At 65.1% G+C, this 22,544-nt stretch carries 26 protein-coding genes and 1 tRNA gene; 12 read left to right on the plus strand and 15 right to left on the minus strand.

Translation table 11 applies throughout. From position 1 onward, the window contains the following. Positions 1-24: 24 nt before the first annotated feature. Positions 25-1,101 carry a methyl-accepting chemotaxis protein gene (locus YU9_RS0107895; RefSeq protein WP_027572313.1) on the minus strand — a complete coding sequence of 359 codons (1,077 nt, stop codon included), beginning with the start codon at positions 1,099-1,101 and terminating at the stop codon, positions 25-27. 289 nt (positions 1,102-1,390) lie between these two features. On the opposite strand from YU9_RS0107895, the gene recJ reads away from it, so the two are divergent. The 3 genes from recJ to YU9_RS0107910 all read left to right on the plus strand — a co-directional run bounded on the left by recJ (position 1,391) and on the right by YU9_RS0107910 (position 4,969). Beyond that, on the plus strand, positions 1,391-3,232 hold the full coding sequence (recJ, locus tag YU9_RS0107900) for a single-stranded-DNA-specific exonuclease RecJ (protein ID WP_027572314.1): 1,842 nt from the start codon (positions 1,391-1,393) through the stop codon (positions 3,230-3,232). Positions 3,233-3,265: 33 nt separating this feature from the next. Continuing rightward, entirely contained in the window at positions 3,266-4,075 is an 810-nt protein-coding gene (locus YU9_RS0107905) for an SDR family NAD(P)-dependent oxidoreductase (protein ID WP_027572315.1), read from the plus strand. Positions 4,076-4,171: 96 nt separating this feature from the next. After that, positions 4,172-4,969 (plus strand): aldolase, encoded by a 798-nt coding sequence (locus YU9_RS0107910; protein WP_027572316.1) that lies wholly within the window; start codon positions 4,172-4,174, stop codon positions 4,967-4,969. A gap of 119 nt (positions 4,970-5,088) precedes the next feature. Here the strand turns inward: YU9_RS0107910 and YU9_RS0107915 are convergent, their stop codons facing one another. Beyond that, positions 5,089-6,318 carry a lytic murein transglycosylase gene (locus tag YU9_RS0107915; protein ID WP_027572317.1) on the minus strand — a complete coding sequence of 410 codons (1,230 nt, stop codon included), beginning with the start codon at positions 6,316-6,318 and terminating at the stop codon, positions 5,089-5,091. A gap of 53 nt (positions 6,319-6,371) precedes the next feature. Here YU9_RS0107915 and YU9_RS49795 point away from each other — a divergent pair, with 53 nt between their 5' ends. After that, a complete protein-coding gene (locus YU9_RS49795) occupies positions 6,372-6,779 on the plus strand; it encodes a hypothetical protein (protein ID WP_245266322.1) in 408 nt (135 codons plus the stop codon). Positions 6,780-6,802: 23 nt separating this feature from the next. Here YU9_RS49795 and YU9_RS0107925 read toward each other — a convergent pair whose 3' ends face one another. Next, positions 6,803-7,333, minus strand: coding sequence for a MarR family transcriptional regulator (locus tag YU9_RS0107925; RefSeq protein WP_027572319.1), 531 nt, complete (start codon positions 7,331-7,333; stop codon positions 6,803-6,805). Positions 7,334-7,387: 54 nt separating this feature from the next. Between YU9_RS0107925 and YU9_RS0107930 the strand changes: the two genes are divergently transcribed. Then, positions 7,388-7,867, plus strand: a complete 480-nt coding sequence (locus YU9_RS0107930) for a carboxymuconolactone decarboxylase family protein (protein WP_027572320.1) — start codon at positions 7,388-7,390, stop codon at positions 7,865-7,867. Positions 7,868-7,888: 21 nt separating this feature from the next. Further along, a complete protein-coding gene (locus tag YU9_RS0107935) occupies positions 7,889-8,392 on the plus strand; it encodes a cupin domain-containing protein (RefSeq protein ID WP_027572321.1) in 504 nt (167 codons plus the stop codon). A 29-nt stretch (positions 8,393-8,421) separates the two neighbouring features. On the opposite strand, the gene YU9_RS0107940 is transcribed toward YU9_RS0107935, so the two are convergent. The 3 genes from YU9_RS0107940 to efp all read right to left on the minus strand — a co-directional run bounded on the left by YU9_RS0107940 (position 8,422) and on the right by efp (position 11,705). Beyond that, a complete protein-coding gene (locus tag YU9_RS0107940) occupies positions 8,422-9,408 on the minus strand; it encodes a DUF808 domain-containing protein (protein ID WP_027572322.1) in 987 nt (328 codons plus the stop codon). An 83-nt stretch (positions 9,409-9,491) separates the two neighbouring features. Beyond that, the gene (locus YU9_RS0107945; protein ID WP_027572323.1) at positions 9,492-11,093 is read right to left on the minus strand and encodes a peptidase M23; all 1,602 of its coding nucleotides are present in this window, start codon (positions 11,091-11,093) and stop codon (positions 9,492-9,494) included. Between the two features lie 45 nt (positions 11,094-11,138). Then, complete coding sequence (gene efp / locus YU9_RS0107950; RefSeq protein ID WP_027572324.1) at positions 11,139-11,705, minus strand: elongation factor P; 567 nt, start codon at positions 11,703-11,705, stop codon at positions 11,139-11,141. A gap of 162 nt (positions 11,706-11,867) precedes the next feature. Here efp and epmA point away from each other — a divergent pair, with 162 nt between their 5' ends. The 3 genes from epmA to YU9_RS0107965 are packed head-to-tail and all read left to right on the plus strand — an operon-like array spanning position 11,868 to position 14,310. Then, on the plus strand, positions 11,868-12,920 hold the full coding sequence (gene epmA / locus YU9_RS0107955) for an EF-P lysine aminoacylase EpmA (protein WP_027572325.1): 1,053 nt from the start codon (positions 11,868-11,870) through the stop codon (positions 12,918-12,920). After that, entirely contained in the window at positions 12,917-14,059 is a 1,143-nt protein-coding gene (locus tag YU9_RS41130) for a lysine-2,3-aminomutase-like protein (protein WP_051380362.1), read from the plus strand. Before epmA ends, YU9_RS41130 begins: the two co-directional genes overlap by 4 nt. Beyond that, a complete protein-coding gene (locus YU9_RS0107965; RefSeq protein ID WP_027572326.1) occupies positions 14,056-14,310 on the plus strand; it encodes a hypothetical protein in 255 nt (84 codons plus the stop codon). The genes YU9_RS41130 and YU9_RS0107965 overlap by 4 nt, the downstream gene beginning before the upstream one ends. A gap of 61 nt (positions 14,311-14,371) precedes the next feature. Here the strand turns inward: YU9_RS0107965 and YU9_RS0107970 are convergent, their stop codons facing one another. The 7 genes from YU9_RS0107970 to YU9_RS0108000 form a co-directional block, all read right to left on the minus strand. Continuing rightward, positions 14,372-15,457, minus strand: coding sequence for a 3-deoxy-7-phosphoheptulonate synthase (locus YU9_RS0107970; RefSeq protein ID WP_027572327.1), 1,086 nt, complete (start codon positions 15,455-15,457; stop codon positions 14,372-14,374). A 237-nt stretch (positions 15,458-15,694) separates the two neighbouring features. Then, positions 15,695-16,273, minus strand: a complete 579-nt coding sequence (locus YU9_RS0107975) for an HdeD family acid-resistance protein (protein ID WP_027572328.1) — start codon at positions 16,271-16,273, stop codon at positions 15,695-15,697. Positions 16,274-16,346: 73 nt separating this feature from the next. Next, a complete protein-coding gene (locus YU9_RS0107980) occupies positions 16,347-17,387 on the minus strand; it encodes a PrsW family glutamic-type intramembrane protease (protein WP_027572329.1) in 1,041 nt (346 codons plus the stop codon). 336 nt (positions 17,388-17,723) lie between these two features. Continuing rightward, positions 17,724-17,981, minus strand: a complete 258-nt coding sequence (locus tag YU9_RS48910) for a hypothetical protein (RefSeq protein WP_027572330.1) — start codon at positions 17,979-17,981, stop codon at positions 17,724-17,726. A gap of 120 nt (positions 17,982-18,101) precedes the next feature. Continuing rightward, positions 18,102-18,728 carry a PilZ domain-containing protein gene (locus YU9_RS0107990; RefSeq protein ID WP_027572331.1) on the minus strand — a complete coding sequence of 209 codons (627 nt, stop codon included), beginning with the start codon at positions 18,726-18,728 and terminating at the stop codon, positions 18,102-18,104. 181 nt (positions 18,729-18,909) lie between these two features. Further along, complete coding sequence (locus tag YU9_RS0107995; RefSeq protein ID WP_027572332.1) at positions 18,910-19,575, minus strand: hypothetical protein; 666 nt, start codon at positions 19,573-19,575, stop codon at positions 18,910-18,912. A gap of 101 nt (positions 19,576-19,676) precedes the next feature. Then, a tRNA-Glu gene (locus YU9_RS0108000) sits at positions 19,677-19,751 on the minus strand. Between the two features lie 226 nt (positions 19,752-19,977). Between YU9_RS0108000 and YU9_RS0108005 the strand changes: the two genes are divergently transcribed. Genes YU9_RS0108005 through YU9_RS47505 form a run of 3 tightly spaced genes read left to right on the plus strand, consistent with a single transcriptional unit; the run spans position 19,978 to position 20,725 of the window. Then, on the plus strand, positions 19,978-20,232 hold the full coding sequence (locus YU9_RS0108005) for a PilZ domain-containing protein (RefSeq protein ID WP_027572333.1): 255 nt from the start codon (positions 19,978-19,980) through the stop codon (positions 20,230-20,232). Between the two features lie 56 nt (positions 20,233-20,288). Continuing rightward, positions 20,289-20,543, plus strand: a complete 255-nt coding sequence (locus YU9_RS0108010; RefSeq protein WP_027572334.1) for a hypothetical protein — start codon at positions 20,289-20,291, stop codon at positions 20,541-20,543. Positions 20,544-20,548: 5 nt separating this feature from the next. Further along, positions 20,549-20,725, plus strand: coding sequence for a hypothetical protein (locus YU9_RS47505; protein ID WP_036017154.1), 177 nt, complete (start codon positions 20,549-20,551; stop codon positions 20,723-20,725). 120 nt (positions 20,726-20,845) lie between these two features. Here YU9_RS47505 and YU9_RS0108020 read toward each other — a convergent pair whose 3' ends face one another. Both YU9_RS0108020 and YU9_RS0108030 read right to left on the minus strand, forming a co-directional pair. Continuing rightward, the gene (locus YU9_RS0108020) at positions 20,846-21,484 is read right to left on the minus strand and encodes a glutathione S-transferase family protein (protein WP_027572335.1); all 639 of its coding nucleotides are present in this window, start codon (positions 21,482-21,484) and stop codon (positions 20,846-20,848) included. A 287-nt stretch (positions 21,485-21,771) separates the two neighbouring features. Beyond that, positions 21,772-22,224, minus strand: a complete 453-nt coding sequence (locus tag YU9_RS0108030) for a VOC family protein (RefSeq protein WP_027572336.1) — start codon at positions 22,222-22,224, stop codon at positions 21,772-21,774. Between the last annotated feature and the right edge of the window lie 320 nt (positions 22,225-22,544).

The raw sequence follows: 22,544 nt of genomic DNA on the forward strand, positions 1-22,544 counted from the left end.
ATCGCACGGGCGGACCCGTTCGCCTCACGCCGCACAGACGATCACGCCGTACCAGCCGAGCCCCCGATAGGTCTCGTAGCCCGGGGTCGCATGGAACGCGACCAGCGTACCCGTGCGTTCCTGATAGAAGCCGGAGCGCTGGCCGTTCAGCGAGATCGAGATGCGCTCGCTGAGGATGCCCTGGCCGTCCGAGGCTGCGATCACACGAAAATTCGAATCGACCAGCAGAACGCGCGCCTTGTCGCTGTCGCCGACGCGCACGCCCTGGACGATGGCGCGGGCCTGCGGCTCCCAGTCGAAATGGATGGCGAGCACGCCGATCGGCGCCCCGTTGGCCTGGCCGCCGGCGCGGACGCTGGCGCAATAGGTCGCGACCTGCGCATTGCCGAGCAGCGGCTGGTTCTCGACGTCGCCGGCGACATAGTCGTCGCCGGAGCGCAAGGACCGCGCCTCGCGAAACCATTTGGTATGGGCGACGTTCTGGCCGACGACGCGGAAGCGGTCGGCGCGGCCGTTGGCGATGACGTTGCCGTCGAGGTCGCAGAGCCAGAGATCGAGATAGACGGTGTAGGCCCCCAGGATCACGCCCAGCCGCTGCGAGGCATGGGAGATGGCCGCAGCGCCAGGCGAGGCCGCGCAATCGACCACGGCAGAGTCGGTTGCCCACCAGCGCACGTCGCAGGTGCGTTCATAGAGATTGCGGTCGATCAGCTCGATCGCGTTCAGAGACAGGTCCGTCATTCGCTCGCCGCGGGAGCGTTGGCTCATGCGCTCGATCGAGGCGACGAGATCGCCCGTGCGTTTCGTCAATTGGGTTTCGAGCTCGCGGGCGATGGTCTCGACCTGCTGGCCGACGCCGCGCACCTCCTGCGCCACCACCGCAAAGCCCGCGCCTTGCGCGCCGGCGCGCGAGCTCTCGATCAGCGCGTTCAGGGCCAGCATCTTCATCTGGTTGGTGATCTGCTGGATCGCCTTGGTCTTGTCGACCGCGATCTGGTTGACCTCCGCAGTGAGGCGGTTGATCAGCGCGGAGATGTCGGAATCGTCATCAGCGGGTTCGGTGGCAATCGGCTTGGCTTTCAGGCCCAGCGCAGCAGACATCGGGGACTTCCCTTGGCAATGAGGTCTGATCTGCAAGGAACCCGGGACAACAACTTACAGATCGAATACGATTCTTTTTCGAGGATTCCGCCTAACGCCTGCTTAATTTGCTGTTCGGCGGAATGCCTAAATGGTAGTCACTCCGGCCTGCCGGCCGGCCATCCACCGCTTTGTGCGGCCCGGCCGTTGCAAATCCGGGCCAATTGCCGGCCAATCCCTTGAAGCCAGTGACCGTGCGTCCCGCGTGATCGCCTGGACCTTCGAGTTCCCAAATGACCTGCCCCCCGTCATGACGCCTCCCGCCACCGCCTTGCCCATCGAAGCGCCCCAGGCGTTCCTGGGCGTGGTGCGTTCGCTGACCGACAAGCTCTGGCGTGACCGGCTGGACGGGCGCGGGGCGGCCCAGGCGCTCGCCATCGTGCAGCGGCACCAATTGCCCGAGCTGCTGGCGCGGGTGCTGGCGGGCCGCGGCGTCGATATCGACGCGGTGTCCGACTTTCTCGATCCGACTATCCGAAAGCTGCTGCCGGATCCGTTCACCGTGACCGAGATGGAGGCTGCCGCCAAGCGGATTGCCGATGCCGCGGCGAGGGGCGAGAAGGTCGCGATCTTCGGCGACTACGACGTCGACGGTGCGACCTCGGCGGCGCTGCTCGCCTGGCATCTGCGTCATTGCGGGCTCGATCCGCTGGTCCACATTCCCGATCGAATATTCGAGGGCTACGGCCCGAACACGGAGGCGGTGCGGGCGCTTGCCGCGAAGGGCGCGACGCTGCTCGTCACCGTCGATTGCGGCACCACCAGCATCGAGCCGCTGGCCGAGGCGAAGCGCCTCGGCATGTCCGTGGTCGTGATCGATCACCACCAATGCGGCCTTGATCTCCCCGAGGTCGATGCGCTGGTCAATCCGAACCGCCTCGACGATCTCTCCGGCCTCGGCCATCTCGCCGCCGTCGGCCTCGTGCTCGTGACGCTGGTCGCGGTCAATCGCGAGCTGCGCCAGCGTGGCTTCTGGAGCACAGAGATGCCCGAGCCCGATCTGCTCGGCATGCTGCATCATGTTGCGCTCGGCACGGTCGCCGATGTCGCGCCGCTGATCGGTCTCAACCGCGCCTTCGTGGCCAAGGGGCTGATCGCGATGCGGCGGCGCGACCATGTCGGCCATACCGCGCTGATGGACGTCGCACGGCTCAATGGCCCGCCGGAAGCCTGGCATCTCGGTTTCATGCTGGGGCCGCGCGTCAATGCCGGCGGCCGCATCGGCCGCGCCGATCTCGGCGTGCGGCTGCTGCTCGAAGGCGACAGCGTCGAGGCCGCGCGGATCGCGGCCGAGCTCGACCGGCTCAACAATGAGCGCCGCGTGATCGAGCAGGCGGCCGAAGCGCAGGCCGAAGCCGAGGCGTTGGCGTCGATCGGGCTGGAGGACAAGCTCGGCATCATCGTCACGGCGTCTGAAGGCTGGCATCCCGGCGTGGTCGGTCTCGTCGCTTCGCGCCTGAAGGAGAAGTTTTCGCGGCCCGCCTTCGCCATCGCGCTGGAGCCCGGCGGCATCGGCACCGGCTCGGGCCGCTCGATCGCCGGCGTCGATCTCGGCAAGGCGGTGCGGCAGGCGGTCGCCGACGGCATTCTGCTCAAGGGCGGCGGCCACGCGATGGCCGCGGGTGTGACGCTGCGGAAGGAGAAGCTCGCCGAATTCCGCGCCTATGTCGAGAACGCGCTGGCAAAGGATGTTGCGGAGGCTCGCCACGTCAACGAGCTCTATATCGACGGCGCGGTCTCCGCACGTGCAGTGACGCGGGAGCTGGCGACGACGCTCAACCGCGCCGGTCCCTTTGGCAGCGGCAATCCGGAGCCGGTGCTGGCGCTGCCGGCGCATCAACTCGTGTTCGCCGACGAGGTCGGACAGGCGCATCTGCGCCTGCGTTTCAAGGCGGGCGACGGCGCCATCGTCAACGGCATCGCATTCCGTTCGGTCGGCCAGAAGCTCGGCAATGCGCTGCTTGCTAATCGCGGCCAGCAGATGCATGTCGCGGGCTCGCTCTCGGTCGATCGCTACCAGGGCGCCGAGCGTGTGCAATTCCGCGTCGTCGACGTCGCGCTACCGGATCAGGGGCCATCAGTGATTAGATAACAACGGCCTCGAACAACAAAAAAGGGAGTGAACATGGCAGGTCAGGTTGAGGGCAAGATCGCGCTGGTGACGGGCGGCGCTTCCGGCATCGGCGAGGCCATCGTCGAGCTGTTCGCGCGCGAAGGCGCGACCGTCGTAATCACCGACATCGACGAGCTACGTGGGTCCGAGCTCGCCAAACGCGTGACAAAAGCCGGCGGCAAGGCGACCTTCCTGGAGCAGGATGTCACCAGCGAAGAGCGCTGGATCGAGATCGCCGCTGAGGTCGGCAAACGCTACGGCCGGCTCGACGTGCTCGTCTCCAATGCCGGCATCGGCATCTCCGTGCCATCGATCGTCGATATGACGCTCGCTGACTGGCGCAAGCAGAACGCGATCAATCTCGACGGCGTGTTTCTTTCGGTCAAGCACTGCCTGCCGTTGATGCGCAAAACCGGCGGCGGCTCGATCGTCATGATGTCCTCGCTCGCCGGCCTGCGCGGCGCGCCGGGGTTGTCGGCCTATTCGGCGACCAAGGGCGGCGTGCGGCTGTTCGCGAAGTCGATCGCGATGGAGTGCGCGGCGGCGGGCGACGGCATCCGCGTCAACTCGGTTCATCCCGGCATCATCGATACCCCGATCTGGGGCAAGATCCCGACGGGAGCGACCGGCGCCGGCCAGAACGCCCCGATCGATCCGGAGGAGCGCGCGCGGGTCGTCACCCCGCTCGGCCGCGCCGGCCAGGCCGCGGAGATCGCCTCCGGCGTGCTGTATCTCGCCTCCGATGGCTCGCGCTACGTCACCGGCAGCGAGCTCGTCATCGATGGCGGCATGAACGCAGGCGCCGTACCGCGGCGGGCCTGAGCCGCGCAGGGCAGGGTGGCGGTCACAGGGGCTGACGCGCAGGCGCCGCCCCTGTACAACAAGGACAGATCCCGACCGACAGAGGTGTTCTTCGCCATGGCGCACAGCCTTCACGCTTCTTCGCCCGCGTCCGCGCCATTCCGTTCCAACCGGCCGGACCTCGCCACCGACGCGATCCGCACCGCGCGCGAGGATCTCGCCGCCTGCTTCCGCATGGCCGCGCGCAACGGCTTTGAAGAAGGCATCTGCAACCATTTCTCGGCCGTCGTGCCGGGCCATGACGATCTTTTCCTCGTCAATCCCTATGGCTACGCCTTCCGCGAGCTGACTGCGTCAATGCTCCTGATCTGCGACTTCCACGGCAATGTGCTCGACGGCGAGGGCGTGCCCGAAGCGACCGCCTTCTACATCCATGCCGAGATGCACAAGCGCCTGCCGCGCGCCAAGGTCGCCTTCCACACCCACATGCCCTATGCGACGGCGCTGTCGATGACCGAGGGCGATCCGCTGATCTGGGCCGGCCAGACCGCGCTGAAATTCTACGGCCGCACCGCGGTCGACCGAGACTACAACGGCCTCGCGCTCGACAACCGCGAGGGTGCGCGCATCGCCTCCGCCGTTGGCGATGCCGACATCATCTTCATGAAGCATCACGGCGTGATGGTGCTGGCCCCGACCATCGCGGAGGCCTGGGACGATCTCTATTATCTCGAGCGCGCCGCAGAGGTGCAGGTGCTGGCAATGTCGACGGGACGAAAGGTGTTGCCGGTCGATCCCGCGATTGCGGCCGCGACCTACAAGCAGATGCGCGAGGGCGATTCCGAATCCGCGCGGCTGCATCTCGCGGCGGTCCGCCGTCAGCTCGATGCCGAGGAGCCGCAGTACAGGCACTGAAAGTAAGGACGTCATTCCGGGGCGAGGCGAAGCCTCGAACCCGGAATCCAGGGATTGTCGCGCGAGATTCCGGGTTCTCGCTACGCGAGCCCCGGAATGACGGGGTGAGAGAGCGCGCTCTACGACCCCTGCCGCAGCTTCGCCAGCACCTTCAGCCCGCCATAGCCGTCGGCAGGCGTGATCCCGGCGCGCTGCTGAAAATCCTTGACCGCCTTCATCGTGTCGTTGCCGACGCGCCCGTCGGTGCCGCCGGTATCGAAGCCGGCCTTGGTCAGGCGCGTCTGCATCTCCTGCACCTCGGCGAGCGTCAGCGCGCGCTCGGAGCCCGGGAAGGGCTGGATGAAGGACGGTGCGCCCAGGCAGCGATCACCGAGATGGCAGATTGCCAGCGCATAGTTCATGGAGGGGTTGTAGCTTTTCACTGAGTAGAAATTTGGTCCCAGCAGGAAGGTCGGTCCGCCCGCAATCGGCGTCCACATCTGCGCCGAGGCATTGGGCTGCGGAAACGGCTGGCCGTCGGCGCGGGTGACGCCGGCCGCCTGCCACGCTGCATAGGTGCGGCTTCCGCTCATGTTGCCGGGCGCGCGCACCTCGTAGCCCCAATGCTCGCCGCGATGCCACTTGCCGCGATTGACGAGATATTTTGCGGTCGAACCCAGCGCATCGTCGGGCTTGCCGAACGGCGAGACCTTGCCGTCGCCGTCATAGTCGATGCCGACATTGAGCCAGACCTCCGGCATCCATTGCGAATGCCCCATCGCACCGGCCCAGGATCCCCGCATTTCCTCCGGCGTGCTCCAGCCCTTGTCGACGATACGCAGCGCGTTGATCAGTTCGGTCTCCCAATAAGCCTTGCGGCGCGGCTCGTTCCAGGCGAGCGCGGCGAGCGAGGGAAACACCGGCCTCATGTGGTTCTGCTGCACCAGGGGATCGCCATAAGCGGACTCGACGCCCCACAGCGCCAGCAGCGTGCCGCGCTCGACGCCGAAATCGCGCTCGATGCGTGCGAGCAGCGCTTCGTTGTTCTTCAGCGCGATCTTGCCGTTGATGATGCGCCAGTCAGAGACACGGCGGTTGATGTATTGCCAGACCTGCTCGTGGAATTCCGGCTGGTTGCGCATCTGCTTGAACACGCTCATGTCCGGCTCGACCCGTCCCATCGCGCGCTGCCATGTCGCGGCGGAAATACCTTTTGCCATCGCGCGTGCGCGAAAGCTCTCGCGCCATTCGTCGAAGCCCGGAGGCGCGGCGAGAGCGCGGGTCGGGAGTGCGAGCAAGGCGGCTGCACCGAGCGTCGATTGGAGCAAGGCGCGGAGCGTATGGCGGGCCGAGGAATCAGCGTGTTTCATGGGCACATTCTAGCCGGAAACATGGCCCGTGTGAGTCGGTTCCTGGAACAGCAATGGACGAGCGAATTCTGCCTGATTGCGTCGGCCATTCCCACCGGAACAAGTGTCGCACTCTCGCATTCCCCAAAGACAGGAAGGACGAGAAGATTCGGCCGCGGGCCGGGGCCAGCTTCCGTGATGCAGTCTGTTCAGCGAAAAATCGGGGTGGAATGAAGATACGCACGCATGTGGAAAGCCATGTCGTCGAACTCGATGACGGATCGCAATGGAAGATCTTTCCCGGCGACCTCGCGACCACGCTGAGCTGGAAGCCCGAAACCGATTTGCGTCTTGAGCAGAGCGGTGAGCGGATGAGTTCGCACGTGCTGGTGAATACCGCCGACCAAAGCCGTGTGCGGGTGATCGCGGCCGACGAGACCTGGCCGGACGGCGAGGTCAAGAATGCATTGAAGGATGGATAGCATCCTTTGGGCGTGAAGACCGCCTAGCCCTCCTGTAACTCGGCCGCGATGCCGGCGAGCCAGCGGCGGATCGCAGTTTCCGCCTTGATATCCAAACCCCGAGCGAGGCGCTTCTCCAATTCGAGCACACGCTGTCGGCATGCCTTCAACAGCGTCGCGCCGCGCGGAGTCAGCGTCCACTGCTGGATGCGGCCATGGACCGGATGGGGCGTCATCGCGATCGCGCCGTCGCGTTCGAGATTGCGGATGATGACGCCGACGGTCTGGGGGGTCAGGAAGGTGAGGCGGGCGACATCGGCCCCCGAGAGGCCCGGATAGGCGTTGAGCATCGTCAGCACCGCGAATTGCGGTGAGGTCACGCCGAGATCGGCGAGGGTGCGTTCCATCGTCAGGCGAACCGCGGCGTGAGCCTGGCGGAGAAGATAGCCAAGATAACCTTGCTCGCCGCGCTTGCCTTCCCCGGGAGCCGGGACATGCACGGCGCCGCCGTCGGCAGGTGTGGGCATCTTGCGGGCGATTTTCGCTCTCGCGGTGGCAGCGGTCTTGCGTGACATATCAGAACTCTTATAAGATGTAAGGACACTTACAATAAGACGAGGTGAATCGCAATGTCACATGCTCGCAGCGAATACGAGGATTTCAAGAAGATCGCGCCGGACGTCTACGATCTGGTGCTGGCGCTCGGTCAGCTTGCGGCCAAGGCCGGCCTCGACAAGCAGCTCATCGAGCTGGTCAAGCTGCGCGCCTCGCAGATCAACGGCTGTGCCTTCTGCGTGCAGCACCACGTTCTGCTGTCCGAGCGGATCGGCGCCCCCGTCGACAAGCTCCATCTGGTCGCGGTGTGGCGCGAGGCGCCGATCTTTTCGGCGCGCGAGCGTGCTGCGTTGGCCTGGGCCGAGGCTCTGACCTGTCTGCCTGATGGCGTCAGCGAGGAGGTCTATGCGGAAGCGTCTGGCGAATTCTCGGAGACGGAACTGACGTACCTGACGTCGGCGGTCGCCTCGATCAACGTCTGGAACCGCTTTGGCGCGGCGTTTCGCTGGACGCCTGCAAAGCGACCGGCTGCAGCGGCCGCCGCTGCATCCTGATGCAGACAAGGGGAGATCACGATGACAGCCATGAGCTTTTCTGCCGTGCAGTGTCCGGCGCCATCACGTTCGACGGCGCTCGCCATTGTCGCGGGGTTCGCCTGCGCGATTGCGATCGGCAAAGCGCTGCCAGTGACGATGGATACCGTCTCAGGCGTACTGAACCCGCTCTGCGCCACGGCGGCGGAGAGCTCGCCGCTCGACAAGGTCGAGCCGATCGACTCCTACGCGCTGCCGAACGTCCCGGGCAAGCGCGTCACCATCGTGCGTGTGTCCTATGGTCCGGGCGGGTTTTCGCGGCCGCATCGTCACGCGGGGTCGGTGACGGCCTACATCACCAAGGGCGAGATCCGCTCGCAGCTCGGCGGTGGCCCGGTCGAGACGTTCGGCGTCGGCCAATCCTTCTTCGAACCGCCCGGCTCGACGCATCTCGTCTCGGCCAATGCCAGCGCGACCGAGCCTGCAGAGTTGATCGCGGTGTTCGTGGCAGATGAGGGCGCCCAGCTGACGACGTTCTTGGAGTAGCAGGCACTCGTAATTCGCAATCGCCATGTTCAGGCCGGTTGCGATCGTCTCAGCCGTTTCCATGCCGGTGCGAGACCATGTTCGACTGCCGGGATCGCAAGTGCGCCGACAAGCAGGCCAACTATGCCCGAGATGGCTGCCTCGACCGACCACTCGATGATACCGGCAACTGATGGAAGAACATGTGCGGCAGCCTCGGTTGCGGCATGGACCGCGCGGCCGATCGCGGGCGGGCCGTATTGTTCGATGCCGTGCAGGATGATGCCGCCGCCGACCCAGATCATGGCGGCGGTGCCGATGGTGCTCAGCACCGTCAGGAAGGAGGGCATGCCGCGGACGAGCGCGCGTCCAAGCAAGCGGATCGCGCGACCAATGACAGAGGCGCCGTCGTAGCGCGCAAGGGCCACGCCGACATCGTCCGCCTTCACGATCAGGGCGACCACGCCATAGACCCCAACGGTGATAAAGAGGCCGACCAGCGACAACACCAGCGCCTGCGTCCAGATGCTGCCCGCCGGGAGGGCCGCCAGCGTGATCGCCATGATTTCCGCCGACAGGATGAAATCTGTCTTGATGGCACTCGCGACCTTCTCGTCCTCGACCGACCGGGCATTCAACGCAATCGGCTGAAGCTGAGCTTCGTGGTGGTGCGCATGATGCGGCATCACGGCTTCGAGCACCTTTTCGGCGCCTTCGTAGCAGAGAAAGGCTCCGCCCAGCATGAGCAGCGGCGTGACCACGGCGGGAAGGAAATAGCCAAGCAGCAGGGCAATGGGCAGCAGAATTAGCAATTTATTGCGCAGCGATCCAACCGCGATCTTGCCGACAATCGGCAGTTCGCGTTTCGAAGCGAAACCGATGACGTAGTTCGGCGTGACGGCTGCGTCATCGATGACCACGCCAGCCGCCCTTGTGCCCGCCTTGGCTGCCTGGCTCGCCACATCGTCGAGCGAGGCTGCTGCCACCTTTGCAATCGCCGCGATATCGTCGAGAAGACCGATCAGTCCGACACTCATCAACCCTGTCCCTTCTTCGTTCGGGTCGGTGGTGTGCGCGACAACACGCTCTTGCACCGCCCGGCATCGGAACGAGCAAGCCGTTAATTGTCCTCGCCGCTCGATCCCTCGCGCAGGTCCGGCTTGAGCACGTCCTCGGGCAGCGCATGCGCCACAGGCTGCGGGGCCCCTGCGATCTCCGGCCCGACCTCCCGGCCGCGGGCCCGGATCAGGCGTTCATAGGCAGAGACTAGCGTGACGTAGGGGCTGACCCAGATCCAGCCGTCGCGAGTGAACACCTGGACGTCGAAATGCAGGTGCATCGACGTGCCGGCGGGATGGTCGAGATAGTTCGAGATCACGCCGATCTTCTCGCCTTCGGTGACGATGCGGCCATTGAGCACGCCATCGGCGTTCATCGCCTGCGGATTCATGTGCATGTAGCGGAAACGGATGTGCTCGGTGCGGCTGTTGACTTGAAGTGTCGCGGCCTGGTCCTTGGCTCCGCGGATGACGATTGCATCACGCACGGCGACGACGCCGCGCTGCTTGGGATCGCAGGGCTCGCGGCCTTCGCCGGGCGGCGGGCAGTCGGCGGCGCGGATGTCCTCGCCCTGGTGGCCGTAGCCTCCAGCACATTGCCACACCTCGAAACTGCGCGACTCGCAGAAATTGTCGCGCCAGGGATAGGCGGTCAAACCTTCGTTCTTGTCGCGCTTGGAATAGGATTGCGAACGCACGAAGGCGGGCGCCTTCCCCAGCGGAAAGCGGATCTGGGCATAGGCGATTGTGTCAGGATGGCCGCCCTGCTTGCGGTAGCCGGTGTTCGGGATGATGTCACCGCTCGGCCGGTAGCTGAACTCCGGTGAACGCGCCGCGGGGCGATCGATGACGTTGGAGGCAATGTCCGTCAGCGGCCGCATGCGCTGGCCGCCTGCGACGCGCAGCGCCTTCAGGAAGCGCTCGGCAACCGGATAGGCCTCCTTGCAGGCGAGTCGCCGCGGCCTGGCGATGCTGTCGAGGCACTGGATCGACACCACATAGGCGACACCGAAACGGGTGAAGGCGTAGCGAACAAAGCCTTCCCGGATGAATTTGCGCAGGTCCGGGTAGGTTGCCGCGAGCGGCTTGACTGGCTCGCCCTTGCCCCCTGAGGGATCGGCGATGTCGTAGACGAGCGCTGAACCCGTAATTTGCACCTCGACGGGCCTTGCGAACACCCGGCCAGGCATGCCCTCGCCGGCGCCGGGCTCGAACGAGAAGGTCGCGCTGTAGCCGGCAGGACCGGCATCGAACATGTCGACGGGATTGAAGTCAGCCTGGTAGCGCGACAACGCGAGCGTCGCCGGCGCGCCGCTGCGCTGCGCCTCGAGGTACGCGGCGGCGTCGAACGGCAGCAGCACCGGCACGGGACTTCGGGTAATGCCGGTGAAGAAGCGCGAGGAGATCGCGTTGAGCTGCACCAGCGCGGGCATCGCGCGCGGATCGTAGCGCGGCACCGAACGGCGTGGTGCGAAGATGAAGTCGCCCGCAATCTGGGGGCGGCTGTTGATCTCGATACGGAGCTGGTCGAGCGCCGCGCGCCAGTCGACGCGCAGGGCCGTGAGCGAGGGGCTGCGGAACTCATCCGCAGCAAGCGGTGCCGCAACGAGGATCGACAGCAACGCCAGGAGAAGCAAGACGAAGCGGAAACTCTTCCTGCCCACTGCCTCGCCCCCCGGCGGTACCTGTTCCGATCCTCGGTTGCTCGCTTAGTCCTTGGCGCGCTCGGCGTAGGAGCCGTCTTCGGTCATCACCACCACGCGGGTGCCGACCGTGATGTGCGGCGGTACGGTGGTGCGCACGCCGTTGGAGAGCACCGCGGGCTTATAGGAGGAGGAGGCGGTCTGGCCCTTGGTCACGGGCTCGGTCTCCACCACTTCGAGCGTCACGCGCTGCGGCAGCGCGATCGACACCGGGTTGGTATCGTGCATGGACAGCTTGACGGTCATGCTCTCCTGGAGATACGCGGCAGCGTCGCCGACGACGTCCTTGGAGACCTGGACCTGATCGTAGGTCTCAGGGTTCATGAAGTGGTAGCCGTCGCCATCCTCATAGAGGTAGGTGTAGTTGCGCTCTTCGATCGTGGCCTTTTCGACCTGGTCGGTGGTCTTGTAGCGTTCGGAGATCTTTACCCCGTCCGAGATTCGGCGCATTTCGATCTGGCTGACCGGGGTGCCCTTGCCGGGATGGATGTTCTCGGCGCTCACGACGACATAAAGCTTGCCGTCTTGCTCGATCACGTTGCCCTTGCGAATAGAACTGGCGATGACTCTCAAAGCTGTATTTCCTGCTTGCTTGGCCCGGCACCAGCCAGGACGTGGTCAAATTGATGGGGGACTTGGGGCCTCAAATCGGACCTCGGCGCCCGTTTCGGGCCGCAACATACTGATTTTGCCGTTGGATGCCAGCACTTTGCTGCTGGTCGGGGCTGTCGGTTGATGGCTGGGGACAAGCCGATCTCGCCGTTCTGGTCGCCCTCGCGGCACCTCGACCGGCGGCCGTTCCTAAAGGCCAGGGCCGCCGTGACCGGAGCTTTGCGGGGCTTTTTCGCCGAGCAGGGCTTCGTAGAGGTTGAAACCTCGGTCCTGCAGGTTTCCCCGGGCAATGAGACCCATTTGCACGCCCCCCGGACCGAGATCATGCGGCCCGACGGCAGCCGGGCCAACCGATATCTGCGGACCTCGCCGGAATTTGCCTGCAAGAAGCTGCTGGCGGCAGGCGAGACGCGGATTTTCGAGTTCGCCCGCGTGTTCCGGGACCGCGAGCGGGGCGACCTGCATCTGCCCGAATTCACCATGCTGGAATGGTACCGGGCCGGTGCCCCCTATGACACGATCATGGCCGATTGCGTCGTCGTGATCGCCCGTGCGGCACAGGCGACCGGGATCGGGACCTTCTCCTTCCGCGGTCGGACCGCCGATCCCTTCGCCGAGCCGGAGCTCTTGACGGTGGCGGGCGCCTTCGAACACTTCGCTGGGATCGACCTGCTGTCGACAATTTCGGGCGGCGAGGGTAACCGTGCCGCGCTCGCCGCGGCGGCGCGCGGCAAGGTGCGTGTGGCCGACGACGACACCTGGTCCGACATCTTTAGCAAAGTCCTCGTCGAGCATGTCGAGCCACATCTGGGGCAGGGGCGTTTGACCATCCTGTTTGAATACCCATCTCCAGAGGCGGCACTGGCGCGGGTGAAGGCGGACGATCCGAGGGTCGCCGAGCGTTTCGAGGTCTATGCGTGCGGTGTCGAGCTCGCCAACGGCTTTGGAGAGCTGACCGATGCCGAGGAGCAGCGAAAACGCTTCACGGAATCGATGACGGAGAAGCAGCGCCGCTACGGCGAAGCCTATCCGCTCGACGAGGACTTTCTGGCTGCGGTTGCCGCAATGCCGGAGGCGAGTGGGGTCGCACTCGGCTTCGACCGGCTGGTCATGCTGGCGAGCGGCGCAACACGAATTGATCAGGTGGTGTGGACACCGCCTGCGGATGAGAGATGACGAAGACGAATCTTGCACGCACTCTGCGCGAGCCTGCCGAGCTGGTGGCTAAGGGCCTGGCCCCCGCATCGGCGCTGCCGGCGCTCGAACGCGTTGCCGCGCACTATGCCGTGGCGATCACCCCTGATCTGGTCGAGCTGATCGAGACGACCGATCCCGACGATCCCATCGCGCGGCAGTTCGTTCCGACCGCGGCCGAGCTGGACGTGCAGCCGGGCGAGAGCGCCGATCCGATCGGCGACCATCCGCATTCGCCGGTTCCCGGGATCGTGCACCGCTATCCCGACCGCGTGTTGTTCAAGCTCGTTCACGTCTGCGCGGTCTATTGCCGGTTCTGCTTCCGCCGCGAGATGGTGGGGCCCGGCAAGGAGAATGCGCTGTCGGACAGCGCCTATCGCGTGGCGATCGACTACATCCGCTCGCATGGCGAGATCTGGGAAGTGATCCTGACCGGCGGCGACCCCCTGATGCTGTCGCCGCGGCGGATGAGCGAGATCATGGCCGACCTCGCGGCAATCGATCACGTCAAGATCATCCGTCTTCACACCCGCGTACCCGTGGCCGACCCCGCGCGCGTCAGCAATGAGATGGTTGCGGCACTGAAGGTTGAGGGAGCCACCACTTGGGTCGCGCTGCATGCCAACCATGCGCGGGAGCTGACCGGAACGGCGCGCGCCGCCTGCGCGCGTCTCGTCGACGCCGGCATTCCCATGGTGAGCCAGTCCGTGCTTTTGCGCGGCGTCAATGACAACATTGCTGCTCTGTCGGATTTGATGCGAGCTTTCGTCGAATGCCGGATCAAGCCTTACTACCTGCATCACGGTGATCTCGCGCCCGGCACCGTGCATTTGCGAACGACGCTGGCCGAGGGACAGGATTTGATGCGGCAGTTGCGCGGCCGGCTGTCGGGGCTGTGTCAGCCTGACTACGTCATCGATATTCCCGGCGGCGCCGGCAAATCACCGGTCGGACCGAATTATGTGTCGGTGGCACAAAATATCGCAGACGATGCGCGTGAAGCGGGAGGCGAAACGCGTTATCGTATCGTGGACTATTGCGGCGACGTTCATCTCTATCCGCCCGAAGAAAGAGCGGGGGCTGAAATGCGAGCCGGTTTGAGAATGGAGAAGCGGACATGAAAAAGATCATGCTGGCAGCATCGCTCGTGGTCTTGCTCGGCGGCGCTGCGGTTGCGCAGACCGGCGGCTCCAAGGGATCGACATCCAGCGGCGCGACCTCGGGAACGGTGTTGCCGGCGCCCGTCGGCCACCGACAGCCGCGCGCGGCCGACGTGCCGAGCGAGAAGAATCTGAGCAATCCGAACACGCCTGCGAACAAGGAAGACGCTGAGCTCGATCGCAAGATCAAGAGCATCTGCCGCGGCTGCTGATTGCTTCACCTCTCCCCGCAGCGGAGAGGTGAAGAGCGAGCCAACTTAGCCTCGTCATTTCTCAGGCCGACCGCTCATGCAGCCCCGCGCGCTGGGTGTTGCGGCGGATCTCGACCGCGTCGGCGAACTGCTCGAGCACGGTTGCCGTGGTCGCCCAGTCGATGCAGCCGTCGGTGATGCTCTGGCCGTAGGTGAGCGGCTTGCCCGGCACCACGTCCTGACGGCCGGCGACGAGGTTGCTCTCGATCATCACGCCCATGATGCGGCTCTCGCCGCCCGAGATCTGACCAGCGATATCGGCCATCACCAGCGGCTGGTTCTCCGGCTTCTTGCTCGAATTGGCGTGGCTCGCATCGACCATCACGAGCGGCGCGACGCCGGATTTGGTCAATTCATTGCAGGCGGCCGCAACGCTTGCCGCGTCGTAGTTCGGCTCGCTGCCGCCGCGCAGGATGATGTGGCAATCCTCGTTGCCGGCGGTCGAGGCGATCGCCGAACGGCCGAGCTTCGTCACCGCCATGAAGTGATGCGGGTGCGAGGCCGACTTCACCGCGTCCGCCGCGATCCGCACATTGCCGTCGGTGCCGTTCTTGAAGCCGACCGGGCAGGACAGCCCCGAGGCCAGCTCGCGATGGATCTGGCTCTCGGTCGTGCGCGCGCCGATCGCGGCCCATGACACGAGGTCGGCGATGTATTGCGGCGTGGTCATATCAAGGAATTCTGTGCCCGCCGGAAGGCCGAGATTGTTCACCGCCGACAGCACATTGCGTGCCAGCCGCAGGCCCTTGTTGATGTCGAAGCTGCCGTCGAGATCGGGGTCATTGATCAGGCCCTTCCAGCCAACCGTGGTGCGCGGCTTCTCGAAATAGACCCGCATGACGATCTCGAGCTGGTCGGCAAGGTCTTCGCGCAGGCGCACAAGGCGCTCGGCATAGTCGAGCGCGACCTTGGGATCATGCACCGAGCAGGGGCCGACCACGACCAGCAGGCGGTCGTCCTGGCCGCTCAGGATGGCGTGGATGGCGTTGCGGGCGGCCATCACCACGCGTGTTGCGGTGAGCGTGCGCGGGACCTCCCGCATCACCTCTTCCGGCGTGCTCAGTTCTTTCAGTTCACGGATGCGAAGATCGTCGGTCGTGCTCAGCACGGCGGGCTCCTGTCTGTGTTGGAAACCTGCCGGCCAATAAAAAAGCCGCCAGGTCTGGCGGCTTGTTCGGACGTTTGCTGCAATGTGTCAGATTGAGCGCGATCCTCCTGCCGCCAGCGAGCTGTCGTAGCTAAAGTACCAAAAATAGCTGGTGGCGACGGTGATCATGGCAGGCGATATAGCGTGCCGCTGCCGGGTTGTCACCCCCCAAAACGGCGCAGAGCGCATTGATGCGTCTCAGGTGTTGCTCTCGCGCGCCGCCAGCGCCATGCCGATCAGGGTGGCGCCGCCGAACAGCAGGTTGATACCGACGAGAATGCCGATCGCCCATTCCGCCGAGCTCGGCAGTCCCGTGATCACCAGGAACGAGATCGCGATGTCGACGAAGCCCGAGATCAGGAGCCATGACCAGCGGCTGCTCAATTCGCGGCGGTGCTCCAGCGCATACATGATGGTGGCGACGCCCTCGGCGAGGAAATAGGCGCCGAGCACGATGGTCAGCGTCAGCACGGCCTGCATCGGCCGGGCCAGCAGCAGTATGCCGGTGAGCACGGCCAGCGCGGCCGAGATCAGTGACCACCAGAAGCCTGGCGTGCTGCGCGCCCAATAGGTCGCGATCAGCCCGCCGATGCCGCTGATCAGGAACATCCAGCCGAGGAAGATCGCGGTCGCAAGACTCGCGAGCGGTGGGAGCACCAATGCGGCAACGCCGAGAACCACAAGCAGGATGCCTTCGAACAGGAAGGCCTTCCAATGCGCCTTGACCGCCTGGCTCATCGCGGATTGCAGTCGTGAAAACTCCTCAGGCGATGTCATGATGGCCTCGATCCCATAAGCCGTCCATGCGGCCCACTCTAATAGGTGTGCACCGTGCTTGCCATCCCGCGCTTCAGACGCCGCCGGGCGCCGAGGACAAACCTTCCGCGCCGGTGCGGATGCGGTTGCGGCCGAGAATGTAGATCGCCGTTGTGACAATCAGAAGCGCGAGGCCGAGCAGGATCGAGACGAAACCAATCGGGATCAGGGCCAGCGTCAGGTTGCGCTCGGGGTTGATCAGCCAGTGGTGGATCGAGGTCAGCACGAAGGCGAGCCCGAGAAAGCCGATGCCGCCGCCGGCAAGCAGCAACGCCCACATCCGCCGCAACTGGCTGAGCCGCTCGCGCGCCACATCGGTCCGCGGCGCATGGTGGCGCGCGACGCGCCGGACCAGGCGGATGGCGAAGGCAATCGAGCTGAAGCCGATCAAGAGGCTCGCGGCACCCAGCCACATCCGGAGCGTCGGATCGAGATCGGGCATGCGCTGAAGCGTCAGCAGCGGGAAGTCGAAGGCCGAATGCAGCGCGAGCGGGCCGGCGAAGATCAATAGCCGGCTCGACAGGCGGGCCCAGTCGCGATGATGGCGGTTGGCGCCCAGCGCCGTTCCGGCCCGGGCGATCGTCAGGTAAGCGCCGGCAATGATGCCGAGCGCGCCGTGGAATGGCACGGTCAGCACGCTGCGCAGGGCGGCCAGCGAGCGCCACATCTCCGCGTGCTGGACCAGATAGGCGAGGTTCTCGTATGCGGCGAAGCCGAGGCCGACCGCGGCGCCATAGACCACGGTGTCCATCGGATTGGCAAAGGTCCGCCGCTTGGTCGAGGAGACCAGCACGATGGCGATCACCTTGACGGCCTCCTCAGGCAGCGCGACGCCGAAGATCGAATGCATGGCCAGCGCCGCCCAGGGGTCGTCGGGGGCGGCAACCATCTTGGCGAAGGGGGCGCGGGCGAGACCCAGCAGCGAAATGCTGGCCGCACCTAACAGGAAGGCAGTCCAGACCTGGGCCGGTGGGCCGGGGCGCTCCTCGGCGGCAATGACAAGCCACAGCATCAGCAGCGCCGGGGCGATGGCGGCAGTTCCAAGGACGGTGGGGAGCGCTTCAATCAGGTACATTGGCGCCGAAAATAGGTTCCCTTGATCCGCTTATCTACGTTCACCGATGCGACCATGTGTCATGCGCCTGCTGTCGGCTCGCTTAACGCGCGCGACAGCTTCCGTTCATCGGCGCCGCGGACCAAGAAGAAGTAGAATACAAGCGCAATCAATCGCATGACAAAGAATGCTCGTCATCCATGGCAATAACCGCGCGCCCAACATGGGATCGAGATTGGCGAGCCAGATCAAGGAAGTGCGCGGGTTTCTTCGATTCACGGCGCACTTGTGTGGACGGCAGAACCGCGGGGCATGCGCCGGCGGTAGTTGCCCGCGACGGCCCTGCGCTTTTCCGGCTCAGTGCGTGGTGATCGGCGTCGGCGCGTCGGGTGCGACGTCGAAGGCGCCGAGATGGAATTCCTCGCCGACGGACTCGTGTGACTCGGAATGCTGCGCCAGTAGCGTGAACGCGGCCTGTGGGTAACGCTTCCAGATCTCGATGTCGCCGGCGGTGATGGTGAGCCAGCCGAACGTGTACATGTAGCGCCCGGGCTCGGTGACCCGGCCGACCCTGTCCCAGGTGATCTTATCAACTGTGATCTTATCCACGGTGATTTTGTTGACTGCCATTCGGTCCCCCGATCGCAAGTCTGCAAAATGACGTTTGGCCCGAGGCGCGGACCTCCAGAGGCTGATCCGGCATTGAGGCCGCCATAGGGCGGGCGAGGCGGAGGGTTAGGCCGACTTCAGCAACGGCGTGCGCACCACCAAGCGGACGAGGTCGTCCCGGTTCTGCTTCTCGGCGAATTTGACCGCAAAGCCATGGCCGAACTTGCGGATCACCCGGCCGACGCAGGCGCCGACCGCGAGCGGGGTTCCAATCGGCGGATCGTACTCCGAGGACACCGCGACACCGGCCGTGGAGACGTCGATGATGAAGCACGGAGGGGTGCTGCCATCGGCAAGCGTCAGGAACGTGTGCGAGACCTGCGGAACGAAACGCGCGTCACGCCGCAGCTCCTGAACGGTAGCGTCCTTCTGCTTCTTCTCCAGCCAGGTCAGCTTTTCCGACATCCAGGCGCGCCGCGCCCGCGTCATCTCGAGCTCCATAAGGAAGCCCGCCTTCAGCGTCGCGCTGATGGTGCACTGGAATTCGCCGAAATCCTGGAAGTAGGAGGTCACGCGCTCGCCGACCTTGCCGACGACAGGCACGTCCACGATCATGCGGAATGGCGAGACGCGCTTGGTCCGGCAGGCAAAGCTGCGGAGCTTGCCCTCGCAATCATACCAGCGCGGCAGCGAGTAGCTGCCGTTCACCATGACTTCCACTGCACGCTGCCGGAGGAACTCTGCAACAGACATGAACGCCGACCGGGGTTTTGGGTGATTTCCGTAGTTCCACGGTAGCAATCAAACTCTAAGCAAATGATACCGCTGCCCAACAGCGGGGGTAAATTTCCGGTAAATGCGCCGGGCCGGCGCGGCGCGATCACTCGCCGTGCAACGCCACAACGTCGTCATCGTCGGAGTCCGGTTAGGGCGTTCAGAGCGCACCAAGCAGCACCAGCAGCGCCAATACACCAAAAGCAGTAATGAACTTGATCGCCGTCGAGATCAGGCTGTCCGGAGTGATGGCCAATCCGAACCATGGACTTGTGCGCCGGATTATCAATGCCGCGAGCGCATCGAAAATGGCGAGCAAGAGAGCGATGCCTGCGATGGATGACCATGTTTCGGCCGGTGGCGGCCAGGGCGCGAGCCAGGCAGGGACGGAGCCGCTTACGGACGCGAGCAGCGCGATCCAGGCGAACCAGAACGAGAAGCCCTTGATGATATCGGGTCCGATCGTCTCGGCCTCGAACCTGATACCGATCGCGGCGAGCGCGGCTTCGATACGCGCGCCGTCGGTCAGGAAGAGAAAGGCGCCGAGGTACAGAGGAATGCGGGACTGGAAGAGGAGCGCCATGATGCCGAACAGGACTGCGTAGCCGAAGGCATCCCCGAGAATGGTCATGCCGGCTGCAAGCGGCAACTGGCCCGGCGGCTGCGCAGAAGCGGCCTGGCGCTGCGGAAGCGATCTGGCGCGCGCCATGTGCTCGAGCATCTTGGCACGCCGGTCCGGCGCATAGGGCGCCGTACGATGCATCCAGGACGGCGGCTGCGGGGCAGCGCCGGAATCGCCTTTTGGGATGGTCTCGCGCTGCTCCATGGACCTGTACCGGTTCCGATCGGATGTTGGTCGGAGATCGGAGGCGGGGAGGTTCATGCCGCAGCGGCGGATTTGTCGCCGTTGGCAACCCAGCACGCAAGTGGCGCTCCCTAGCGGAATCGAACCGCTCTCTCCACCGTGAAAGGGTGGCGTCCTGACCGATAGACGAAGGGAGCAAACGCAGGGCCCCGCCGCTTTCCGCAGCACGGCCGCTGGCCGGCCGAACAGTGCCCGGCGGCTTGCAGCGGGCGAACGTATAGTGGCCTTTGCGCTCCCGGGCAAGCCGTTCGGGAACGGACTTTTAGCTCCGGTGGACAGCGCCGGCCCCGGGATCATCCGGAGGCGATTTCAACGGATTGTTAGGGTTCCCTGCGTAGCGCTGGACGGGGAGATGTTTCGCCAATGCCACCGCCGAAGAAGCGCGCAGAGCGCAAGCTGCTGTCCCGGCACGCCTGGATCACGCTCGACGGCGGCTTCGCCGCGCGGCATTGCCTGGTCCAGGACATTTCGGATACGGGCGCCAAGATCACGCTGGACGAGGACGCGAGCCAGCTTCCGGGCGTGATCCGGATGGCCTTCGCACGCGACGCGCGCACCGGGCGGAGCTGCCAGGTGGTCTGGCGCCGCGGCAAGTCGGCCGGCGTCAAGTTCATCTGATCACGGATGCGGATGCCGCGATGGCGCGCGGCTCCGGTCCGGGCTACAAGGCGGCGATGCGCACTCCGTTCCTCATCCTGATCTCGCTGCTGGCCACGTCCGCGACCGCGGCGGAGAGCCTGCGCCTGCCGCCTGCCGAGCGGCCGCAGGCGGGCAAGACCGGCAAGGCGCTGCCGCTCGCGGGCACGGCCGGGAAGGCGAGGGCAGGCTCCTGTGCCTCCTATGGTCCGCGCTTCGTCATGGTCGAGGGCACCGGGACCTGCGTGAGGGTCGGCGGCTCGATCAGTGTCGACACCACCATCCGGCGCTGAAGGCCATGCCTGCGGATCTGGTACGGCTCGATGTCATCGTCCCCGTGCTGATGTATTGCGCGCTCTTGTGGTGGGTCGGCCGCGGCCTCGGCTGGACCGCGCGCCTCGCCACCGCCGCGGTGACGCTGCTGCTGATCATCTGCGTGCTGCTGGTCGAGCGCGGCTGGCCGCTGGGGACCTAAAACAAAAACTGCGAAAACAACCCCATGCACAGTAGCCGTCAAGCGCAGCCGTGACGCCGGAGCAGCGCGCCAGAACGACGATTCCTCGCGCGATCGTCGCAACTTACGCCGCGCCAGCGCTCACGACATCGGCGGTGCGACGAATTGCGCAAATCCGGGCCGCTTGCCGAGCTCGGCGAGCCAGCGGGTGAGGTGCGGCTGCAACGGCCGGCTGATGCCCTCGACGCCGAGCCAGCGCCGCGCATAGGACCCGATCGCGATGTCCGCCAGCGTGAACTGTTCGCCCTCGATGAAGCGACGCGTGGCGAGCAGGCGGTCGGCGATGGCCCAGACCTCGGCGGCGGCGTCGGCATCGCGCTGCACCTGGATCATGTCGCGCTCGGCGGGCGCCGTGCGCACGATGCCCCAAAACACCGGGCGATCGACCGGCTGCACCGTCGATAGCGTCCAGTCGAGCCAGCGGTCGACCGAGGCGCGCTGCTTCGGCGCCTCCGGATAGATCGGCGTGCCGCGCCCATGCGCGAGGCAGAGATAACGCATGATCGAATTGGATTCCCACAGCACGAAGTCGCCCTCGACCAGCGTCGGGATCCGCGCATTGGGGTTCATCGCGAGATACTCGGCCTCGCGGGTCTTGCCATATTGCATGCCCGCGTCGATGCGCTCGTAAGCGAGGCCAAGCTCGGTGAGGCACCACAGCACCTTCTGCACGTTGACCGAATTGGCGCGGCCCCAGATCGTCAGCTTGGTGTCAGGCATGAAAGCGTCTCCCCGCATTGTCGCTTGCGCGGGTGATAGCGGAATTCGGCGCGCGGCGCGATGCGCGATTGCCGCGCGCCCCTCATGCAAAAAGCTCCGCACGCGGCGGAGCTTTCATTGCAAAGTTCAACCTGACGCTCAGCGGCCGAAGAACAACCACAACAAAATGATCACCGGGATCGGCACGCCAAGAATCCACAGCAACAGCCCTCTCGCCATCGCGTCCTCCTCCAATCGCTTCGTTGGGGAGTGAACGTCGGGCGAGGGGCCTTGTTCCGGTCGGTGCCTTACCAATGGCCGGTGTTCGGCATCGATGCCCACGGCTCCTGCGGCGGTTTCGGCTCGCCCTTCTGCAAGAGCTCGATCGAGTGCAGGTCCGGCGAGCGGACGAAGGCCATGTTGCCGTCGCGCGGGGGACGGTTGATGGTGACGCCGGCCTTCATCAGCTTTTCGCAGGTGGCGTAGATGTCGTCGACCTCATAGGCGAGATGGCCGAAGAAGCGATCCTCGCCGTACGTCTCTTCGTCCCAATTGTAAGTGAGCTCGACCAGCGGCGCCCCGCGCGTCTGCGGCTGCTTCTTCAGCGCCTCGAGATCGTCTGCCGAGCACAGGAACACCAGCGTGAAGCGCCCCTTGTCGTTCTCGATCCGCCGCACCTCCTTCAAGCCCAGCGCGTCCTGATAAAACTTCAGCGCGACATCGAGATTGCGCACGCGCAACATGGTGTGGAGGTATCGCATGGTTGTTGCTCCCTGTGACAGTCGGAGGGTTTTGCTTTGGGCGGCGGGGGTAGGAGATAGCAGGAAATGGCGATGAGGGGCAGGGGGCGGGGGGATACGGCGGATAAAGCCGGCGGCATGATTACGGTGACAGTGCTGGACTGCACCCCTGAAGTGAGACACGATAATTACAGTGACAGTGGGGTTGTCACGATGCGTTACCGCGCGTTGTTTTGCGCGAACGCGGTTTCGAACTCAAGGGGCGACTGGTATCCGAGCGCCGAGTGCAGGCGCTCTTTGTTGTAGACCTCCGCGATGAAGCTGTTGATGTGGCGGCGGGC

This window comes from Bradyrhizobium sp. WSM1743 (assembly GCF_000473065.1).
GTDB lineage: Bacteria > Pseudomonadota > Alphaproteobacteria > Rhizobiales > Xanthobacteraceae > Bradyrhizobium.

What these genes read in the sequence shown, in the direction of transcription:
- YU9_RS0107940 (WP_027572322.1), bottom strand. Translation starts at nt 9,408, where the DNA reads ATGAGTGTCGGACTGATCGGTCTTCTCGACGATATCGCGGCGATTGCA.
- YU9_RS49795 (WP_245266322.1), top strand. Translation starts at nt 6,372, where the DNA reads ATGGACGAGCGAATTCTGCCTGATTGCGTCGGCCATTCCCACCGGAAC.
- YU9_RS0108030 (WP_027572336.1), bottom strand. Translation starts at nt 22,224, where the DNA reads ATGCGATACCTCCACACCATGTTGCGCGTGCGCAATCTCGATGTCGCG.
- YU9_RS0107980 (WP_027572329.1), bottom strand. Translation starts at nt 17,387, where the DNA reads ATGTACCTGATTGAAGCGCTCCCCACCGTCCTTGGAACTGCCGCCATC.
- recJ (WP_027572314.1), top strand. Translation starts at nt 1,391, where the DNA reads ATGACGCCTCCCGCCACCGCCTTGCCCATCGAAGCGCCCCAGGCGTTC.
- YU9_RS0107935 (WP_027572321.1), top strand. Translation starts at nt 7,889, where the DNA reads ATGACAGCCATGAGCTTTTCTGCCGTGCAGTGTCCGGCGCCATCACGT.
- epmA (WP_027572325.1), top strand. Translation starts at nt 11,868, where the DNA reads ATGGCTGGGGACAAGCCGATCTCGCCGTTCTGGTCGCCCTCGCGGCAC.
- YU9_RS0107930 (WP_027572320.1), top strand. Translation starts at nt 7,388, where the DNA reads ATGTCACATGCTCGCAGCGAATACGAGGATTTCAAGAAGATCGCGCCG.
- YU9_RS0107925 (WP_027572319.1), bottom strand. Translation starts at nt 7,333, where the DNA reads ATGTCACGCAAGACCGCTGCCACCGCGAGAGCGAAAATCGCCCGCAAG.
- YU9_RS0107975 (WP_027572328.1), bottom strand. Translation starts at nt 16,273, where the DNA reads ATGACATCGCCTGAGGAGTTTTCACGACTGCAATCCGCGATGAGCCAG.
- YU9_RS0107895 (WP_027572313.1), bottom strand. Translation starts at nt 1,101, where the DNA reads ATGTCTGCTGCGCTGGGCCTGAAAGCCAAGCCGATTGCCACCGAACCC.
- YU9_RS0108020 (WP_027572335.1), bottom strand. Translation starts at nt 21,484, where the DNA reads ATGCCTGACACCAAGCTGACGATCTGGGGCCGCGCCAATTCGGTCAAC.
- YU9_RS0107990 (WP_027572331.1), bottom strand. Translation starts at nt 18,728, where the DNA reads ATGTCTGTTGCAGAGTTCCTCCGGCAGCGTGCAGTGGAAGTCATGGTG.
- YU9_RS0107965 (WP_027572326.1), top strand. Translation starts at nt 14,056, where the DNA reads ATGAAAAAGATCATGCTGGCAGCATCGCTCGTGGTCTTGCTCGGCGGC.
- YU9_RS0107915 (WP_027572317.1), bottom strand. Translation starts at nt 6,318, where the DNA reads ATGAAACACGCTGATTCCTCGGCCCGCCATACGCTCCGCGCCTTGCTC.
- YU9_RS41130 (WP_051380362.1), top strand. Translation starts at nt 12,917, where the DNA reads ATGACGAAGACGAATCTTGCACGCACTCTGCGCGAGCCTGCCGAGCTG.
- YU9_RS0108010 (WP_027572334.1), top strand. Translation starts at nt 20,289, where the DNA reads ATGCGCACTCCGTTCCTCATCCTGATCTCGCTGCTGGCCACGTCCGCG.
- YU9_RS0107905 (WP_027572315.1), top strand. Translation starts at nt 3,266, where the DNA reads ATGGCAGGTCAGGTTGAGGGCAAGATCGCGCTGGTGACGGGCGGCGCT.
- YU9_RS0107995 (WP_027572332.1), bottom strand. Translation starts at nt 19,575, where the DNA reads ATGGAGCAGCGCGAGACCATCCCAAAAGGCGATTCCGGCGCTGCCCCG.
- YU9_RS0108005 (WP_027572333.1), top strand. Translation starts at nt 19,978, where the DNA reads ATGCCACCGCCGAAGAAGCGCGCAGAGCGCAAGCTGCTGTCCCGGCAC.
- YU9_RS47505 (WP_036017154.1), top strand. Translation starts at nt 20,549, where the DNA reads ATGCCTGCGGATCTGGTACGGCTCGATGTCATCGTCCCCGTGCTGATG.
- YU9_RS0107910 (WP_027572316.1), top strand. Translation starts at nt 4,172, where the DNA reads ATGGCGCACAGCCTTCACGCTTCTTCGCCCGCGTCCGCGCCATTCCGT.